Below are 17,071 nucleotides of genomic sequence, written 5' to 3' on the forward strand. Positions count from 1 at the left end.
ATGTTTTCGAAACTTCAATGTCTTAGTTCCTAAATTTTTACGCACAAATCAATTTTATACTATTAAACGACTGAACTCTAATAATTTATTACTATATCGACATAAAGAGAGATTTAAATAAATGTATTTAATATGAAAATCTAGTAAATATGCTTAAATGTATGTTGTAATAGAAATATACGTATAACATAGATACAGTTTATTAAATTATGGATTTAAATCGTTCTAACGAGGTGTTAATTTTGGAAAATAAAATTGAACAATTAAAAGAAATTGTAGACAAATCAAATCGCATTGTCTTCTTTACAGGAGCAGGTGTTTCTGTGGCCAGTGGTATTCCGGATTTCCGTTCTATGGGTGGCCTTTTTGATGAAATCTCTAAGGATGGTTATTCACCAGAATATTTATTAAGTATTGATCATTTGAATGATGACAAAGAAAGTTTTATCGATTTCTATCATAAACGTTTACTCGTGGCAGATAAAAAACCAAATGTTGTACATGAATGGATTGCTACATTAGAAAAAGAAGGCAAATCATTAGGCGTCATTACTCAAAATATTGATGGCTTACATGAAGATGCAGGTAGTGAGAATGTTGATGAAATTCATGGTACGCTTAATCGTTTCTATTGTATTAGCTGTAACGAGCAGTATTCTAAATCATATGTGATGAAACATGAGTTAAGATATTGCGAAAAATGTGGTGACGTCATTCGACCTGATATTGTCTTATATGGAGAAATGTTAGACCAACCTACCGTGTTTAGAGCGCTTGATAAAATTCAAAAAGCAGATACAGTGATTGTCTTAGGCTCATCATTAGTAGTACAACCTGCAGCAGGATTTATCTCAAACTTTACAGGCGATAACTTAGTTATCATCAATCGCGATAGTACTCCTTACGATAGAGATGCAAGCTTAGTCATTAATGAAGACATGACGGATGTAGTTCAAGAAGTCTTTAAAAATTAATAAAGATCAATAGCTAGTGGTGATGAAGCCACTAGCTTATTTTTGTGTGATAAAAAAACACTCCTTGAAAGATTCCAAGAAGTGTTGTAAACGTATATTTAGTTGAACACAAATTGCTGACGCAATTTGCGGACTCCATCTGTAAGCAAGTAAACTTGCAACAGCTGCAACCTAACGTTTTGAGAATTGTGGTGAACGACGTGCTTTTTTAAGACCTGGTTTTTTACGTTCTTTCATACGTGGGTCACGAGTTAATAGACCTGCGCGTTTTAAAGAACCTCTGTATTCAGGATCAGCCTCTAATAATGCACGAGCGATACCATGACGGATAGCTTGAGCTTGTCCAGTGAAACCGCCACCGTGTACATTTACTAATACATCGTAGTTACCTTTAGTTTCTGTAACATCGAATGGTTGGTTTAAGTCTAAGATTAATGATTCAAATGGTAAGTAGTCACGTACGTCACGTTCGTTAACAGTGATATTACCTTCACCTGGTACTAAACGTACACGTGCTACTGAGTTTTTACGACGGCCTGTGCCTCTATATTCAACTTGTGCCAATGTAATTTCCTCCTTCTAATTAACCACGTAACTCGTAGTTTTCTGGTTGTTGTGCAGCGTGTGGATGTTCAGCGCCACCGTATACAAATAATTTTTTACCTTGTTTTTCACCTAAACGTGAGCTTGGTAACATTCCTTTGATAGAAGTTTCAAGTAAACGTTCTGGGTTATTACGTTTTAATTCACCAGCAGTTACTGATTTGATACCGCCTGGGTGATTTGAGTGACGATAGTAAATTTTATCTGATTCTTTTTTACCAGTTAATTCGATTTTTGAAGCGTTGATGATGATTACATAGTCACCAGTGTCAACGTGTGGTGTATAAGTTACTTTATTTTTACCGCGTAAGATAGATGCTACTTCTGATGATAAACGACCTAATGTTTGGCCTTCAGCATCAATAACATACCATTTGCGCTCAATGTTTGATTCATTTGCCATAAATGTTTGACGCATAATAATTGTCCTCCTAAAAATAAATGCTTCGTCTTAGATTGTAGATGTTCATTGCAGTCGAACCTACAGATGAAATCTACAATCCGGTATTTCTGTTACGATTTCAAAGCGTAAATGTTCATTTATTTTATTCCTGTATAATCTGCTTATATATCTTGTAACATAATAAGTTTCCGGGGCTTATCATGGGGTGATATAAAACAATACCGTTAACTATGTTATATTTTATCAAGGGTTTTGTCAATGCAAATCAGTCATTTTGTAATGATTTTTTACGATGAATTTTTATATCGCTTCCAAAGTCTTGAACTAAAGCTTCTGGGTCTAAATAAATCTTTTCTAAATAAAGACCTTCTGCCGGTGCTGTAAAGGGAACGTTGTCTCGATTCTTCTCTACTAGAAGTTGCTGTACTTCCTCTGGTTGACGCTTCCCTTTTCCAACTTCAATTAAAAATGCTACAAGTACGCGGACCATATTATATAAAAATCCGGAACCTGTAACGATGTAATCAAAGCCTTCTTCCGTTCTAATAATCTCACTTTGATACAATGTACGTTCCTTACTTTCCACTTCTGTCTTCTGAGAACAGAATCCAGTAAAATCATGTGTGCCAATAAAGTATTGCGCTGCTTGATTCATTCGATCTAAATCTAAATCTTCCTTAATAAATGTCTTTAAACCACTTTCAAAAGGATTCCGATGTTCAGATTGATAAACTTTGTAACGGTATGTTTTACCTACACAGTCATAGCGACAATGAAAATCATCACTAACTTCTTCCACATCGTTAACATAGATGTCATCAGGTAACGCACTATTCATTGCATACTTCCATTGCTTCGGCGCAATGTTCAAGTCAGTATCAAAGTGAAAATACTGTTCATAAGCATGAACACCCCGATCTGTACGACTTGATGGATGAATGCGAACATGACGACGATGCATACGCTTTAAAATTTTCTCGAATTGTTGTTGTACAGTACGTCCTTGTTGTTGAATTTGAAAACCAAGGAATTGATTACCTTGATATGAGATATTAACTAGTATACGCACTCTATTACACTCCAATATATTTTAGTACAAATAGCACAATAGCTATAGGTATGATGCTTAATAAGCACATTGTGTCATTTAAACGCCATTCTAGCTTTCTATAACTTGTTCTTTGAGTATCCGCATCATAACCCCTTACTTCCATCGCAATTGCTAATTCCTCTGCTCTCTGAAAAGCAGAAATAAACAATGGAATCATAAGAGGTAGAAATGCTTTAATACGTGTCATTAAACTTCCTGAACTAATTTCAGAGCCACGTGATTTTTGAGCTAAGATAATTTTATCTAGTTCATCCATTAACGTTGGGATAAATCTTAAAGCTATCGACATAATCATACTTAATTGATGAACAGGTACTTTAACCCATTTAAGTGGGGTCATAAGTTTCTCAAATGCATCAGTTAAATCTATAGGACTCGTTGAGAGCGTCATAATCGTAGCTATCATTACTATTGTAATTAATCTCAATGAAATAAAGATGCCTTCTAATATACCAATACTATCTATTTTAATAAAACCGAAATCTACTAATCTCGTACCACCATGAGTAAAAAATACATGCATTAAAAAGGTAAAGATTAGAAAGATAAAGATTGGCGTTAATCCTTTAATTAGAAACCAAAATTTAATTTTGGCTAGCATCATGAATGACAGAATAAGTAATAGAATCCAACCGAATGTTGCAAATGAGTGAGCAAAGAATATAAGAATAATAAATAGAAATACAAATATCACTTTGCCACGAGGATCTAAATTGTGTATGACTGAATCATTAGGCAAATAACGACCAATAATGAGTTTATTCTTCATGATGTTGCCACTCCCGATACATTGTTACAAATTCCTCTTCAGTTAATGCTACATCTTTTAATTTAGTATGATATTTATCTTCAAAATCACGTTGTAATTGAACGATGTCTGGTAAAGTAATATGCCATTCTTCGAGTCGACTAGCTTGTTTAAATAATTGTTTAGGGGAAACTTGTTCTAAAACGCTTCCCTCTTTCATAACAATAATTTCTTCAGCATAATTAGCGACATCGTTCATATCATGTGAAACTAGGATAATGGTTTTATGATGTTCTTTTTGAACTTTTTTAAATAATTTCATTACTTGTTGACGACTTTTGGGATCTAGACCTGCAGTAGGTTCATCTAGAATGATTACATCTGGGTCCATTGCAAGTATTGAGACAATAGCTATTTTACGCATTTGCCCACCAGACATTTGAAATGGTGATAAGTCCATAATATTATTAGGGAAGCCTAGTTCAATAAACAAGTCCAATGCACGTGCTTTTACTTTCTCAACATCCATACCAAAGTTCTTAGGTCCAAATTCAATTTCTCTTTCAATATTATCTTCAAATAATTGAGACTCTGGAAATTGAAATACTAAACCTACATTTTGACGGAGAGCACGTATATACTTATCTTTTGTTTTGGCTACGATAGTTATATCATCATGCTCAATACTACCTTGTGTGGGTTTTAGTAGTCCATTGAGATGTTGTATTAACGTAGACTTTCCACTACCAGTCTGTCCAACAATCGCATAATATTTTCCTTGTTCTATTGTAAGGTTGATATGTTTTAAAGCTTCATATTCATAGGGCGTGCCTTTTTGATAGGTATAAGAAACATCGTTAAAAGTAATAGTCATAATTTATCTACCAACCTTTCATAGGTAGTGTATTGATCATCAAAACCTAAGAGTTGGTTCATTTTCATAGAGAAAGGTAAGTCTAACCCAATATTGTTCAAACTATCAATATCTTTAAAAATCGTTTCAGGTTTACCTTCTTTAAAGACTTTCCCTTGGTTCATCACTATGATGTGGTCGCCTTCCATAGCTTCAGTTAGGTCATGTGTGATAGAAATAATCGTAACGTCTTTATGCTTCTTTACTTTACGTATTAATTCAAGTAGTGATTGCTTAGCTTGAGGGTCAAGCATCGATGTTGCTTCATCTAAGATGATTACAGTAGGACTAAGCGCTAAGACACCTGCAATCGCTACACGTTGTTTCTGACCACCTGAGAGCGACTGTGGCTCATATTCAGCATAATCAGTCATTCCTACGTCTTTTAAGGACTGAGCCACAATTTCCTGCATCTCTTCATATGGGACTAAATGATTTTCTAGACCAAACGCCACATCATATTTAACGATGGAACCCACAAATTGATTTTCCGGATTTTGAAAAACAATACCTATATGGTTACGTATTTTTTTAAGATTGTCAGGTGTAATTGGCATGTTGTCAAAAAATATTTGTCCTTTAGTAGCCGTCTCAATCCCTACGATGAGTTTCGCAATAGTAGATTTGCCTGAACCATTGTGACCAACAATAGAGATCCATTGATTTTTAGGTATTTTAAAAGAAACATCTTCAAGAGTGAAGGCTGCGTCTTCTTGGTACTGAAAGTCAATATTCTTTAATTCTATAATAGTTAATTGATTAGCCTCCACGATGTTCCCTCCTAAAATAATTTACTTATATATTTTACATGATAATTAACATTCTGTATATCTGTGTTAAGAGATTGCGCTTCAAACGATGACTTAATGTTATACATGGAGCCATAATATGAAACATTTATATAAAATGAGGCGTAGAGAGTATTCGCATTGAATCTTCTCTACGCCTATGGATTAGGATTTATCTCCTAAAATCTATAATACATTTTAAAGTAAGATACTAAACACGTAACTTACTTTAAAACTAAAAAAGCGCGCACCCCATCATATTTTAGTTGAGTTCACGCTTTTTGATAATATTTAATTGATGGGGCACTCTGAGCTAGACAATATCTGTATGTGGCAGACATTATCGTTGCACTCATTTGCTTTAGATATAAGTAGTAAGTGTATTTATAAGTTGAATTAATCTACTAATTCGATGATAACTGATTCAGCACCGTCTCCGCGACGAGGACCTACTTTAAGAATACGAGTGTAACCACCTTGACGTTCTGTATAACGTTCAGCAATTTCACCGAATAATTTTTGAAGTGCAGTTTGTGTAGTTTCGTCTTCGTTTAAAATTTCAACGTTACGTAATGTTTTAGCAGCATTACGACGAGAAGCTAAATCTCCTTTTTTACCTAAAGTGATTAATTTCTCAACAACACTACGAACTTCTTTCGCACGAGCTTCTGTAGTTTCAATGCGTTCACTAACGATAAGTGAAGTAGCTAAGTCACGTAACATAGCTTTACGTTGATCAGAAGTACGACCTAATTTTCTGTAACCCATGAGTTGACCTCCTTTAACTTATTAATCTTCTTTTCTTAAACCTAATCCTAAATCTTCTAATTTATATTTAACTTCTTCAAGAGATTTACGACCTAAATTACGCACTTTCATCATATCAGCTTCAGATTTGTCAGCTAATTCTTGAACAGAATTGATTCCTGCGCGTTTTAAACAGTTGTATGAACGTACTGATAAATCTAATTCTTCAATAGACATTTCAAGTACTTTTTCTTTTTGGTCTTCTTCTTTTTCAATCATGATTTCAGCATTTTGTGCTTCATCAGTAAGACCTACAAAAATATTTAAATGTTCAGTCATGATCTTAGCCGCTAATGATACTGACTCTTGAGGAGTTATTGAACCATTAGTCCAAACATCTAAAGTTAATTTATCAAAATCACTACTTTGACCTACACGTGTATTTTCAACTGTATAGTTTACACGTTCTACAGGTGAATATAGTGAATCAACAGGAATTACACCAATTGGTAAATCACTAGTATTATTTTGTTCTGCTAGTGCGTAACCTCTACCCTTATTAGCAACTAGACGAATTTTTAAATGTCCACCTTTAGACACTGTTGCGATTTTAAGTTCTGGATTTAGAACTTCAACATCACTATCATGAGTAATGTCACTTGCAGTTACTTCGCCTTCATCTCGAACATCGATTTCTAATATTTTATCTTCTTCAGAATAGATCTTAAGCGCTAATTTTTTGATGTTCATAATAATTGTAGAAACATCTTCAACAACGTTATCTATAGCTGAGAATTCGTGTAAAACACCTTCGATTTCAATGTACTTAACGGCTGCACCTGGTAATGAAGATAGTAGGATACGACGTAAGGAGTTTCCTAGTGTAGTACCGTAGCCACGCTCAAGTGGTTCAACAACGAACTTACCGAATTTAGCATCTTCACTAATTTCAATTGTCTCAATTCTAGGTTTTTCAATTTCTATCATTTGCAAAAATCCTCCTTAATTACGTCGACTTAATTTTAAACTGTTTCGCTCAGTGACCTGTAACAATAACAAACTTAAAAAATTAGACGCGACGACGTTTTGGTGGACGACAACCGTTATGTGGTACTGGAGTAACGTCTCTAATTGCAGTTACTTCTAAACCAGCTGATTGTAAAGCACGGATAGCTGATTCACGACCAGGTCCAGGTCCTTTAACTGTTACTTCTACAGTTTTTAATCCATGTTCCATTGCTGTTTTTGAAGCAGTTTCAGAAGCCATTTGCGCTGCGAATGGTGTTGATTTTTTAGAACCTTTAAAACCTAATGCACCTGCTGATGACCAAGATAAAGCATTACCAAATTCATCAGTGATAGTTACGATTGTATTGTTGAATGTTGAACGGATGTGAGCTACACCATTTTCAATATTCTTTTTAACTCTACGTTTACGAGATACTTGTTTACGAGCCATTTATATTTTGCCTCCTTTACCTATTATTTTTTCTTGTTAGCTACAGTTTTAACTGGGCCTTTACGAGTACGTGCGTTGTTTTTAGTTTTTTGACCGCGAACTGGTAAGCCACGACGGTGACGGATACCACGGTATGATGAAATTTCCATTAAACGTTTGATGTTTAAGTTTTGTTCACGACGTAAGTCACCTTCAACTTTATAACTGTCAACAACTTCACGGATGCGACCTAATTCGTCATCTGTTAAATCTTTTACACGAGTATCAGCTGCAACGTTAGCTTCTTCAACGATTTTCTTAGCTGTTGAAGTACCGATACCGTATACGTATGTTAATGAAATAACAACGCGTTTTTCACGTGGAATATCCACTCCTGCAATACGTGCCATATATATTTACACCTCTCTTTTATTATCCTTGTCTTTGTTTGTGCTTAGGATTGTCACAAATTACCATTACTTTACCTTTACGTTTAATGACTTTACATTTTTCGCAAATTGGTTTAACTGATGGTCTTACTTTCATTTTTATACCTCCCTATATTATGGAGTGACGATTATTTATAACGATAAGTAATTCTACCGCGTGATAAATCATACGGAGACATTTCTACAGTTACTTTGTCGCCAGGTAGAATTCGAATATAGTTCATTCTGATCTTACCACTTACGTGAGCTAAAATTTCATGACCATTTTCTAATTCTACTTTAAACATAGCATTTGGTAAAGTATCTAATACTGTACCTTCTAATTCAATTACATCTTGTTTCGCCATTGATTAACTTCCCCCTTTTTACAATAGTAAGGTAATCGTCAATAGACAACTTCAACGATACGAATCTAATATAGTGACTAGTTATTATAAGTTTAACAAAATGCGGGAATTATTTATCGTCATTCGGCACTCAGAAAACTAATTTTTGCCAGAGAAACCTAGTTAAAATTCACTTCTTCATAGACCGTATAAAGTTGATCTATTTTAAATGATTTAAGATATCAATGACATCTTTGGTTACTTCGTCAATATCTTTCGCGCCATCAATGTTGTTCAATACGCCTTTATTATCGTAATACTCTAATATTGGCTTAGATTGTTTAACATTTACACTTAAACGGTTAGATACTGTTTCTGGATTATCATCTTCACGTTGATAAAGCTTTCCACCATCGATATCACAAATACCATCAACCTTTGGAGGATTAAATACAAGATGATAAGTCGTACCACATTTTTCACAAATACGACGACCTGTAAGACGATTCATTAATTCTTCCTCAGGAACTTCTATATTGATAACAGCATCAATGTTTCTTTCAAGCTCAGACATAATTTCGTTTAATGCCTCAGCTTGATCGATAGTTCTAGGGAAACCGTCTAATAAGAATCCTTTTTTTGCATCGTCTTCAGAAATTCTTTCTTTAACGATACCTACAGTAACTTCATCAGGGACTAATTCTCCACGATCCATGTAAGATTTAGCTTCTTTTCCTAAATCTGTTTCATCTTTAATCGCTTTTCTGAACATGTCACCAGTAGATATATGTGGTATTGGGAATTTCTTAACAATTTCACTCGCTTGAGTTCCTTTACCTGCGCCAGGTAAACCCATTAAAATGATATTCATAAATTGCCCTCCTACAAATTATCTACCACCAAAGCCTTTATATTCTTTCTGACTCACTTGAGCTTCAAGTGATTTCATAGTTTCGATTGCTACACCAATTACGATTAATAAGCTAGTACCACCAATCTGAATTGATTGAGGTAAACTCATAAATTTAGTAGCCAATATAGGTAATATAGCAATAACGGCTAAGAAAATAGAGCCTACAAAAGTTAAGCGATAAAGTACTTTAGTAATATATTTTTTTGTTTGATCTCCAGGTCTAATACCTGGTACATAACTACCTTGTTTCTTCAAGTTGTCTGCCATTTTTTCAGGATTAACTTGAACAAAGGCATAGAAATATGTGAATGCAATAATTAGAATTACATAAACTATCATGCCGTAAGTGTTTGAAGGGTTAGCATATTCAGAAATTGTTTGCGCCCAATCGGCTTTTGGGAAGAACAACGTTAATGTTCTTGGCAATAAGAAGAATGCCATCGCAAAGATTACTGGAATAACCCCTGCTGAATTTACTTTTAAAGGTAGATAAGTTGCTTGTGAGCCTAATCTTTGGGCAGATTGTTTCTTCGCATATTGAATAGGAATCTTACGTTTAGCTTCAAGTACGTAGATAGCACCAACAGTTAGTAAAATTAAACCTACTATTAATCCTATAACTTTAAGCCATGCTAACGTTGTATCATCATTACCAACGAACGCTTGTTGTACAAACTGTCCGATAGATGATGGCAACGTAGATAAGATACCTGCAAAGATAATGATAGAAATACCATTACCTACACCAAATTGAGTGATTTGGTCACCAAGCCAAATTAGAAATGCTGTTCCTGCTGTTAAAACAACGGCTATCAATAAATAACTCATGATAGATTGATGAACAATCAATTTACCACCTAGATAATTATTGAATTGAAAAGCCATACCAATTGACTGTATAAAAGCCAAAATGATAGCGAAATAACGTGTTACATTGCTAAGTTTTCTTTTACCTACTTCACCTTGTTTCGCCCATTCAGAGAATTTCGGAACAATATCCATCTGTAATAATTGCATTACGATAGATGCAGTGATGTAAGGCATAATACCCATTGCAAATATAGAAAAGTTCTTTAAGGCTCCGCCACCAAACGTATTAAGAAGAGCAGCGACACCTTGATCAGAACTTTGTTGTTCAAAAGGCTCTGGGTTTACACCAGGAGCCGGAATATAAGTCCCTATTTTGAATATTACTAACATTGCTAAAGTAAAGAAAATCTTGTTACGAACTTCTTTAGTTTTAAAGAAGCTCACAAGCGTTTGAAACATTAGATCACCTCGTGTGCTCCACCTTTAGCATCAATTGCTTCTACTGCTGAAGCTGAGAATTTATGAGCTTTCACTGTCAATTTTTTATCAAGTGAACCGTTACCTAGTACTTTAATACCAGATTTTTCATTCTTAACTACACCAGTTTCAACTAATAAAGCTGGAGTTACTTCAGTACCATCTTCAAATTTATTAAGTTGGTCTAAGTTAACAATAGCATATTCTTTACGGTTAATGTTAGTGAAACCTCGTTTTGGTAAACGACGGAATAAAGGTAATTGTCCACCTTCAAAACCTGGTCTTACGCCACCACCTGAACGTGCTTTTTGACCTTTTTGACCACGGCCACTAGTTTTACCGTTACCAGTACCAGCGCCACGACCAACACGGTTACGTACTTTACGTGAACCTTCAGCTGCTTTTAACTCATGTAATTTCATTTTATAGGCACCTCCTTAATTATTTTTCTTCAACTGTTAATAAATGTTTAACTTTGTTGATTTGCCCACGGATTGCAGGGTTATCTTCAACAACTACTGAACTGTTAGTCTTTTTAAGACCTAAAGCTTCAACAGTTTTACGTTGTGTTTCAGGACGACCAATAACACTACGAGTGAGGGTAATTTGTAATTTAGCCATTATTTATTTTCCCTCCTTAATTATATAATTCTTCTACTGATTTGCCACGTAATTTAGCAACTTCTTCAGCGTTTTTAAGGTTTTGTAAACCATTTAGTGTAGCACGTACCATGTTGATAGGTGTGTTTGAACCTAATGATTTACTTAAGATATCAGTGATACCTGCTAATTCTAATACGGCACGTACTGGACCACCAGCGATAACTCCTGTACCAGGTGCAGCTGGTTTCATGAATACGCTACCTGAACCATAACGACCAGTGATAATGTGTGGAGTAGTTCCTTCAACACGTGGAACGACTACTAAATCTTTTTTAGCTGCTTCAACAGCTTTTTTGATAGCTTCTGGTACCTCTTGTGCTTTACCAGTACCGAAACCTACACGACCATTTTTGTCTCCAACTACTACTAATGCAGTGAAACGGAAACGACGTCCACCTTTAACAACTTTCGCAACACGATTGATTGTAACAACGCGTTCTTCAAATTCTTTCGTTTCTTCTTCTCTACGAGCCATGTAATTGTCCCTCCTTTAAATTAAAATTCTAATCCGCTTTCTCTAGCAGCTTCAGCTAATGCTTTAACACGACCGTGGTATAAGTAACCGCCGCGATCAAATACGATTTCTTTAATACCTTTATCAGTAGCTTTTTTAGCAATTGTTTCGCCAACTTTTGTAGATAAATCAACTTTTGTAGTAGATTCGCTAGCGATATCTTTGTCTTTAGATGATGCTTGAACTAAAGTTTCGCCTTTAACATCATCGATGATTTGAGCATAAATATGTTTGTTTGAACGATAAACATTTAAACGTGGTTTTTCAGCTGTACCTGATAATTTAGTACGCACACGAGCATGTCTTTTCAAACGCACTTTGTTTTTATCAATTTTACTGATCATTTTATTACTCCTTTCTTAAGAGAGTTATCTATTATTTACCAGTTTTACCTTCTTTACGGCGAACATATTCACCTTGGTAACGGATACCTTTTCCTTTATAAGGTTCTGGAGGTCTTACTGAACGAATGTTTGAAGCAATAGCTCCAACTTGTTCTTTAGAAACGCCAGATACTCTTACTGTTGTATTTTTCTCTACTGCGAAAGTAATGCCATCTTCAGCTTTAATTTCAACAGGATGAGAATAACCAACGTTTAATACTAAGTCATTACCTTGCATTTGAGCACGGTAACCTACACCCACAAGTTCAAGAGTTTTTTCGAAACCTTGAGAAACACCTTGTACCATATTATTTAATAAAGCACGAGTTGTACCATGAACTGTTCTATCATCTTTAGAATCAGTAGGTCTTACAACTTCGATAGTGTTTTCTTCTTGTTTGAAAGTCATTCTTTCATTAAAAGTTCTAGTTAATTCACCTTTAGGACCTTTTACAGTAGCTGTTTGACCATCAAAAGTTACTGTAACGTCGCTAGGGATGTCAATAATTTTCTTACCAACACGACTCATGTTATGGCACCTCCTTATTTATTATTACCAAACGTATGCGATAATTTCTCCGCCAACGTTACGTTTTCTAGCTTCTTTGTCAGTGATAACACCTTCAGAAGTTGAAACTAATGCAATACCTAAACCATTTAATACTTTAGGTACTTCGTTTGCTTTAGCATAAACACGTAAACCTGGTTTAGAGATACGTTTTAATCCTGTGATAACACGTTCATTGTTTTGACCATATTTTAAGAATAAACGAATAACACCTTGTTTATCGTCTTCAACGAATTCTACGTTTTTAATGAAACCTTCATTTTTTAAGATTTCAGCAATTTGTTTTTTAATGTTAGACGCAGGTAATTCTAACTTTTCGTGACGCACCATGTTTGCGTTTCTTACACGAGTAAGCATATCTGCGATTGGATCTGTCATTGTCATTGATTGTTGCCTCCTTTCAGACTCTTATATATTACCAGCTAGCTTTACGTACGCCAGGAATTTGGCCTTTGTAAGCTAATTCACGGAAACAAATACGGCATAATTTAAATTTACGATATACAGAATGTGGACGACCACAACGTTCACAACGAGTATATTCACGTACTGCATATTTTTGTTTTTTCTGTTGCTTAGCAACCATAGAAGTTTTAGCCACTTAATTAGCCTCCTTTTAGAGATTATTTACGAAATGGCATACCGAAGTTTGTTAACAATTCACGAGCTTCCTCGTCAGTGTTAGCAGTTGTTACGATAACAATATCCATTCCTCTTACTTTACTTACTTTATCATAATCGATTTCTGGGAAAATTAATTGTTCTTTAATTCCTAGAGTATAGTTACCGCGACCATCAAATGCTTTTTTAGAAACACCTTGGAAGTCACGTACACGAGGTAATGAAACTGCGATTAATTTATCTAAGAATTCATACATTCTTTCTCCGCGAAGTGTAACTTTCGCACCGATTGGCATACCTTCACGTAAACGGAATGTTGCAACTGATTTTTTAGCTTTTGTTACTAATGGTTTTTGACCAGTGATAAGTTCTAATTCTTCTACAGCATTATCTAATACTTTAGAGTTTTGAACTGCGTCACCTACACCCATATTCACAACGATTTTTTCGATTTTTGGAACTTCCATTACAGAACTATAGTTAAATTTTTTCACTAAGTTTTCAGTAACTTCAGTATTGTATCTTTCTTTTAAACGGTTCAAAGTGGATCCTCCTTTCGACTAATTATTAATTATTAGATTTAATTTCTTCGCCTGATTTTTTAGCGATACGAACTTTTTTGCCATCTACAAATTTATATCCAACACGTGTTGGTTCATTTGTTTTAGGGTCTAATAATTGTACGTTAGAAACATGGATTGCTGCCTCTGTTTCTAAGATTCCACCTTCAGGATTTAATTGAGTTGGTTTTTGGTGTTTTTTAATAACGTTAACACCTTCCACAACGACACGGTCTTTTTTAGGTTCAGTAGCAACTACTTTACCTTCTTTACCTTTGTCTTTACCTGCGATAACTTTTACGTTGTCACCTTTTTTGATATGCATGTGGGCACCTCCTTAAATGATATGGTTTTTATAAATTATAGTACTTCTGGTGCTAATGATACGATTTTCATGAAGTTACCATCACGTAATTCACGAGCAACAGGACCAAAGATACGAGTACCACGTGGGCCTTTGTCATCACGAATAATGACACATGCATTTTCATCAAATTTGATATAAGAACCATCATTACGGCGAACGCCTGATTTAGTTCTAACAACAACAGCTTTGACTACATCGCCTTTTTTAACAACGCCACCTGGTGTTGCATTTTTAACAGTACATACAATGATGTCACCAATGTTCGCTGTTTTGCGTCCAGATCCACCTAATACTTTAATTGTAAGAACTTCACGAGCACCAGAGTTGTCCGCTACTTTTAAACGAGTTTCTTGTTGGATCATTAGTTAAACCTCCCTTATCTCTAATCTTGTATTAAATAATAACTGACTCTTCAACAATTTCTACTAAACGAAAACGTTTTGTTGCTGATAAAGGACGAGTTTCTTGAATTTTAACTGTGTCTCCTAATTTAGCTGAATTGTTTTCATCATGAGTTTTGTATTTTTTAGAGTATTTTACACGTTTACCGTATAATTTGTGTGTTTTGTAAGTTTCAACTAATACAGTAATAGTTTTGTCCATTTTATCTGAAACAACTTTACCTACATAAACTTTACGATCGTTTCTTTCACTCACTTTTGTAACCTCCTCTTTCAAATGGATTATTGATTAGCTTTGCTTTGTTCGATTTCTCTTTCACGAGCAACAGTTTTTAGACGTGCAATCGTTTTTCTAACTGTACGAATACGTGCAGTTTCCTCTAATTGACCTGTAGCTAACTGAAAGCGTAGGTTAAAAAGCTCTTCTTTTGAAGATTTGATTTGTTCTTCGATTTCTGAAGTGGTTAAGTCTCTAATTTCCTTAGCTTTCATTTGTTTCACCACCCAATTCTTCACGTTTTACAAACTTAGTTTTTACTGGAAGTTTGTGACTTGCTAAACGTAATGCTTCACGAGCTACTTCTTCAGATACACCAGCAACTTCGAATAAAATTCTACCTGGTTTCACAACTGCGATCCAGCCTTCAACGGCACCTTTACCAGCACCCATACGTACTTCTAAAGGTTTTTTAGTGTATGGTGTATGAGGGAAGATTTTAATCCAAACTTTCCCGCCACGTTTCATGTAACGTGTCATAGCAATACGAGCAGATTCGATTTGACGAGATGTGATCCAAGAAGTTGTAGTTGCTTGTAATCCATACTCACCAAATGTTACATAGTTACCGCCTTTAGAACGACCAGTTGTTTTAGGACGATGTTGACGACGATATTTAACACGTTTTGGTAGTAACATTCTTATTTTCCTCCTTCACTAGTATTCTTAGTAGGAAGAACTTCACCACGATAAATCCATACTTTAACACCTAATTTACCATAAGTAGTGTCAGCTTCAGCATGTGCATAGTCGATGTCTGCACGTAAAGTATGAAGTGGAACAGTTCCTTCTGAATATTGTTCAGCACGAGCGATGTCAGCTCCGCCTAAACGACCTGATACTTGAGTTTTGATACCTTTAGCACCAAGTTTCATAGCTCTTGTAATAGCTTGTTTTTGTACACGACGGAATGAAGCACGGTTTTCTAATTGACGTGCAATATTCTCAGCAACTAAACGAGCGTCAATATCAACTTTTTTGATTTCCACAACGTTAATGTGTACTTTTTTATCAGTTAAGTTGTTTAATTTGTTACGAAGTTTTTCAATTTCTGATCCGCCTTTACCAATTACCATACCTGGTTTACCAGTGTGAATAGCAATATTAATACGGTTAGCAGCACGTTCAATATCAACGTGAGAAACTGATGCTTCTTTTAATTCGTTATCAATAAATTTACGGATTCTTAAATCTTCGTGTAATAGAGAAGCGAAATCTTTTTCAGCATACCATTTAGCTTCCCAATCACGGATAATTCCGACACGAAGTCCGATTGGATTAATTTTTTGACCCACAGTATTCCCTCCTTAAGTAGTTATTAAGCTTCTTTAGCTTCTTCTTTACCGTCACTTACGACGATTGTAATGTGGCTTGTACGTTTGTTAATTGCACTTGCACGGCCTTGTGCACGTGGACGGAAACGTTTTAAAGTTGGTCCTTCATTTGCATATGCTTCTTTTACAACTAATTCATCAGTGTTCATGTCATAGTTATGTTCAGCATTTGCTAAAGCGGACATTAATACTTTTTCAATTACTGGTGATGAAGCTTTGTTAGTTAATTTTAAAATAGCAATAGCTTCTCCAGCATTTTTACCTCTAATTAAGTCAAGAACTAATCTTACTTTACGAGGTGCGATTCTGATTGTTCTAGCAACCGCTTTTGCTTCCATTAGGATTTCCTCCTCTACTTCTATTTATTATCTTCTAGTTTTTTTATCGTCAGCAGCATGTCCTTTAAATGTACGAGTTGGAGCAAATTCACCTAATTTGTGACCTACCATATCCTCAGTTACATAAACAGGTACATGTTTACGACCATCGTATACTGCAAAAGTATGACCGATGAAGTTTGGGAAAATTGTAGAACGACGTGACCATGTTTTGATTACTTGTTTCTTTTCACTTCCGTCTTGAGCTTCTACTTTTTTCATTAAATGATCATCGACGAAAGGTCCTTTTTTAATACTACGAGCCATTTGGGCGCCTCCCTTCTTATTATGTGCGTGCAGCTTTTA

31 protein-coding genes are annotated in these 17,071 nt (G+C 35.1%); 1 reads left to right on the forward strand and 30 read right to left on the reverse strand.

Annotated features, from left to right (window positions below):
- The first annotated feature begins 209 nt into the window (after positions 1–209).
- Positions 210–974 (forward strand): NAD-dependent protein deacylase, encoded by a 765-nt coding sequence (locus CD147_RS08155; RefSeq protein WP_267919628.1) that lies wholly within the window; start codon positions 210–212, stop codon positions 972–974.
- 171 nt (positions 975–1,145) lie between these two features.
- Here CD147_RS08155 and rpsI read toward each other — a convergent pair whose 3' ends face one another.
- The 30 genes from rpsI to rpsS all read right to left on the reverse strand — a co-directional run bounded on the left by rpsI (position 1,146) and on the right by rpsS (position 17,032).
- Positions 1,146–1,538 carry a 30S ribosomal protein S9 gene (gene rpsI, locus CD147_RS08160; RefSeq protein ID WP_216081180.1) on the reverse strand — a complete coding sequence of 131 codons (393 nt, stop codon included), beginning with the start codon at positions 1,536–1,538 and terminating at the stop codon, positions 1,146–1,148.
- Between the two features lie 19 nt (positions 1,539–1,557).
- Positions 1,558–1,995 (reverse strand): 50S ribosomal protein L13, encoded by a 438-nt coding sequence (rplM, locus tag CD147_RS08165; protein ID WP_070442762.1) that lies wholly within the window; start codon positions 1,993–1,995, stop codon positions 1,558–1,560.
- Positions 1,996–2,245: 250 nt separating this feature from the next.
- Positions 2,246–3,049, reverse strand: coding sequence for a tRNA pseudouridine(38-40) synthase TruA (gene truA, locus CD147_RS08170; protein WP_103166917.1), 804 nt, complete (start codon positions 3,047–3,049; stop codon positions 2,246–2,248).
- A 4-nt stretch (positions 3,050–3,053) separates the two neighbouring features.
- A complete protein-coding gene (locus CD147_RS08175; protein WP_103166918.1) occupies positions 3,054–3,860 on the reverse strand; it encodes an energy-coupling factor transporter transmembrane component T family protein in 807 nt (268 codons plus the stop codon).
- A complete protein-coding gene (locus tag CD147_RS08180; RefSeq protein WP_103166919.1) occupies positions 3,850–4,713 on the reverse strand; it encodes an energy-coupling factor transporter ATPase in 864 nt (287 codons plus the stop codon). The genes CD147_RS08175 and CD147_RS08180 overlap by 11 nt, the downstream gene beginning before the upstream one ends.
- Entirely contained in the window at positions 4,710–5,522 is an 813-nt protein-coding gene (locus CD147_RS08185; protein ID WP_103166920.1) for an energy-coupling factor transporter ATPase, read from the reverse strand. Before CD147_RS08185 ends, CD147_RS08180 begins: the two co-directional genes overlap by 4 nt.
- A gap of 414 nt (positions 5,523–5,936) precedes the next feature.
- The gene (gene rplQ, locus CD147_RS08190; RefSeq protein ID WP_011275144.1) at positions 5,937–6,308 is read right to left on the reverse strand and encodes a 50S ribosomal protein L17; all 372 of its coding nucleotides are present in this window, start codon (positions 6,306–6,308) and stop codon (positions 5,937–5,939) included.
- A 21-nt stretch (positions 6,309–6,329) separates the two neighbouring features.
- Positions 6,330–7,274 carry a DNA-directed RNA polymerase subunit alpha gene (locus CD147_RS08195; protein ID WP_103166921.1) on the reverse strand — a complete coding sequence of 315 codons (945 nt, stop codon included), beginning with the start codon at positions 7,272–7,274 and terminating at the stop codon, positions 6,330–6,332.
- An 82-nt stretch (positions 7,275–7,356) separates the two neighbouring features.
- On the reverse strand, positions 7,357–7,746 hold the full coding sequence (gene rpsK / locus CD147_RS08200; RefSeq protein WP_001829725.1) for a 30S ribosomal protein S11: 390 nt from the start codon (positions 7,744–7,746) through the stop codon (positions 7,357–7,359).
- Positions 7,747–7,769: 23 nt separating this feature from the next.
- Positions 7,770–8,135 carry a 30S ribosomal protein S13 gene (gene rpsM / locus CD147_RS08205; RefSeq protein ID WP_103166922.1) on the reverse strand — a complete coding sequence of 122 codons (366 nt, stop codon included), beginning with the start codon at positions 8,133–8,135 and terminating at the stop codon, positions 7,770–7,772.
- 22 nt (positions 8,136–8,157) lie between these two features.
- Entirely contained in the window at positions 8,158–8,271 is a 114-nt protein-coding gene (gene rpmJ / locus CD147_RS08210; protein WP_001829709.1) for a 50S ribosomal protein L36, read from the reverse strand.
- 31 nt (positions 8,272–8,302) lie between these two features.
- Positions 8,303–8,521: a translation initiation factor IF-1 gene (infA, locus tag CD147_RS08215; RefSeq protein ID WP_001829792.1), complete on the reverse strand. Its 219-nt coding sequence runs from the start codon at positions 8,519–8,521 to the stop codon at positions 8,303–8,305.
- A gap of 199 nt (positions 8,522–8,720) precedes the next feature.
- Positions 8,721–9,371, reverse strand: a complete 651-nt coding sequence (locus CD147_RS08220; RefSeq protein WP_103166923.1) for an adenylate kinase — start codon at positions 9,369–9,371, stop codon at positions 8,721–8,723.
- 18 nt (positions 9,372–9,389) lie between these two features.
- Positions 9,390–10,682, reverse strand: a complete 1,293-nt coding sequence (gene secY / locus CD147_RS08225; protein WP_103166924.1) for a preprotein translocase subunit SecY — start codon at positions 10,680–10,682, stop codon at positions 9,390–9,392.
- Positions 10,682–11,122, reverse strand: a complete 441-nt coding sequence (rplO, locus tag CD147_RS08230) for a 50S ribosomal protein L15 (protein ID WP_103166925.1) — start codon at positions 11,120–11,122, stop codon at positions 10,682–10,684. The genes secY and rplO overlap by 1 nt, the downstream gene beginning before the upstream one ends.
- Positions 11,123–11,141: 19 nt before the next feature.
- Positions 11,142–11,321 carry a 50S ribosomal protein L30 gene (gene rpmD, locus CD147_RS08235; RefSeq protein ID WP_001096576.1) on the reverse strand — a complete coding sequence of 60 codons (180 nt, stop codon included), beginning with the start codon at positions 11,319–11,321 and terminating at the stop codon, positions 11,142–11,144.
- 16 nt (positions 11,322–11,337) lie between these two features.
- On the reverse strand, positions 11,338–11,838 hold the full coding sequence (gene rpsE, locus CD147_RS08240) for a 30S ribosomal protein S5 (protein ID WP_103166926.1): 501 nt from the start codon (positions 11,836–11,838) through the stop codon (positions 11,338–11,340).
- Between the two features lie 20 nt (positions 11,839–11,858).
- Entirely contained in the window at positions 11,859–12,221 is a 363-nt protein-coding gene (gene rplR / locus CD147_RS08245; protein ID WP_103166927.1) for a 50S ribosomal protein L18, read from the reverse strand.
- A gap of 31 nt (positions 12,222–12,252) precedes the next feature.
- A complete protein-coding gene (gene rplF, locus CD147_RS08250; protein WP_103166928.1) occupies positions 12,253–12,789 on the reverse strand; it encodes a 50S ribosomal protein L6 in 537 nt (178 codons plus the stop codon).
- A 24-nt stretch (positions 12,790–12,813) separates the two neighbouring features.
- Positions 12,814–13,212: a 30S ribosomal protein S8 gene (gene rpsH, locus CD147_RS08255; RefSeq protein ID WP_103166929.1), complete on the reverse strand. Its 399-nt coding sequence runs from the start codon at positions 13,210–13,212 to the stop codon at positions 12,814–12,816.
- A gap of 31 nt (positions 13,213–13,243) precedes the next feature.
- Complete coding sequence (locus CD147_RS08260; protein WP_001140799.1) at positions 13,244–13,429, reverse strand: type Z 30S ribosomal protein S14; 186 nt, start codon at positions 13,427–13,429, stop codon at positions 13,244–13,246.
- A 22-nt stretch (positions 13,430–13,451) separates the two neighbouring features.
- Positions 13,452–13,991, reverse strand: a complete 540-nt coding sequence (gene rplE / locus CD147_RS08265) for a 50S ribosomal protein L5 (protein WP_103166930.1) — start codon at positions 13,989–13,991, stop codon at positions 13,452–13,454.
- Positions 13,992–14,016: 25 nt separating this feature from the next.
- Positions 14,017–14,334: a 50S ribosomal protein L24 gene (rplX, locus tag CD147_RS08270; RefSeq protein ID WP_103166931.1), complete on the reverse strand. Its 318-nt coding sequence runs from the start codon at positions 14,332–14,334 to the stop codon at positions 14,017–14,019.
- Positions 14,335–14,369: 35 nt separating this feature from the next.
- Positions 14,370–14,738 (reverse strand): 50S ribosomal protein L14, encoded by a 369-nt coding sequence (gene rplN / locus CD147_RS08275; protein ID WP_103166932.1) that lies wholly within the window; start codon positions 14,736–14,738, stop codon positions 14,370–14,372.
- A gap of 31 nt (positions 14,739–14,769) precedes the next feature.
- A complete protein-coding gene (gene rpsQ, locus CD147_RS08280) occupies positions 14,770–15,033 on the reverse strand; it encodes a 30S ribosomal protein S17 (protein ID WP_103166933.1) in 264 nt (87 codons plus the stop codon).
- Positions 15,034–15,059: 26 nt separating this feature from the next.
- The gene (gene rpmC, locus CD147_RS08285) at positions 15,060–15,269 is read right to left on the reverse strand and encodes a 50S ribosomal protein L29 (RefSeq protein ID WP_000644737.1); all 210 of its coding nucleotides are present in this window, start codon (positions 15,267–15,269) and stop codon (positions 15,060–15,062) included.
- Positions 15,259–15,693, reverse strand: coding sequence for a 50S ribosomal protein L16 (gene rplP / locus CD147_RS08290; RefSeq protein ID WP_002432945.1), 435 nt, complete (start codon positions 15,691–15,693; stop codon positions 15,259–15,261). Before rplP ends, rpmC begins: the two co-directional genes overlap by 11 nt.
- Positions 15,694–15,695: 2 nt before the next feature.
- Positions 15,696–16,349, reverse strand: a complete 654-nt coding sequence (gene rpsC, locus CD147_RS08295; RefSeq protein ID WP_103166934.1) for a 30S ribosomal protein S3 — start codon at positions 16,347–16,349, stop codon at positions 15,696–15,698.
- Between the two features lie 23 nt (positions 16,350–16,372).
- Positions 16,373–16,726 (reverse strand): 50S ribosomal protein L22, encoded by a 354-nt coding sequence (gene rplV / locus CD147_RS08300; RefSeq protein WP_001829734.1) that lies wholly within the window; start codon positions 16,724–16,726, stop codon positions 16,373–16,375.
- A 27-nt stretch (positions 16,727–16,753) separates the two neighbouring features.
- Positions 16,754–17,032 carry a 30S ribosomal protein S19 gene (gene rpsS / locus CD147_RS08305; protein ID WP_001829710.1) on the reverse strand — a complete coding sequence of 93 codons (279 nt, stop codon included), beginning with the start codon at positions 17,030–17,032 and terminating at the stop codon, positions 16,754–16,756.
- Positions 17,033–17,071 lie beyond the last annotated feature (39 nt).

This window comes from Staphylococcus devriesei (assembly GCF_002902625.1).
Lineage (GTDB): Bacteria > Bacillota > Bacilli > Staphylococcales > Staphylococcaceae > Staphylococcus > Staphylococcus devriesei.